Here is a 552-nt window from a genome sequence, read left to right as displayed (position 1 = left end):
GAGGAAATGAAGCGCACCGCCGATATCTTCCGTGGCCGCATCATCGATGTCACCGAAAAGACGTACACGATCGAGCTGACGGGCAACAAGGTCAAGCTGGACGCGTTCATCGATTCGATCGACCGCGCCGCCATCCTGGAAACCGTCCGCACGGGCGGTTCCGGCATCGGCCGCGGCGAACGCATCCTCAAAGTATAAAAATATAAGCAGCACTACGCGGCCCTGGCGCCGCATTTAAAACAACAACGCATCATCAAATATATAGGAAATACCATGAAAGTTTTTTACGACAAAGACGCTGACCTCTCCTTGATCAAAGGCAAAAACGTGGCCATCATCGGCTACGGTTCGCAAGGCCATGCTCACGCGCAAAACCTGAACGATTCGGGCGTCAACGTCACCGTCGGCCTGCGCAAGGGCGGCGCTTCCTGGACCAAGGTCGAGCAAGCGGGCCTGAAAGTGGCGGAAGTCAACGACGCCGTGAAAGCGGCCGACGTCATCATGATCTTGCTGCCGGATGAAAAMAACATCGCCCAGGTCTACAACGAAAAC

2 protein-coding genes are annotated in these 552 nt (G+C 55.4%); both read left to right on the top strand.

Going from position 1 to position 552, the window contains the following annotated elements:
• Positions 1-198: acetolactate synthase small subunit (gene ilvN / locus JaAD80_RS29885; RefSeq protein ID WP_102299778.1), on the top strand; the 198-nt coding region annotated here is incomplete at its 5' end.
• Between the two features lie 75 nt (positions 199-273).
• The coding region (locus JaAD80_RS29880; protein ID WP_180979680.1) for an NAD(P)-dependent oxidoreductase at positions 274-552 on the top strand (279 nt) is incomplete at its 3' end.

The sequence above is a fragment of the Janthinobacterium sp. AD80 genome (assembly GCF_002878455.1).
In the GTDB taxonomy this organism is placed as follows: domain Bacteria; phylum Pseudomonadota; class Gammaproteobacteria; order Burkholderiales; family Burkholderiaceae_D; genus Janthinobacterium.
The sequence above is the reverse complement of the archived record's forward strand: the minus strand, read 5'-3'. Positions and strand labels throughout refer to the sequence as shown.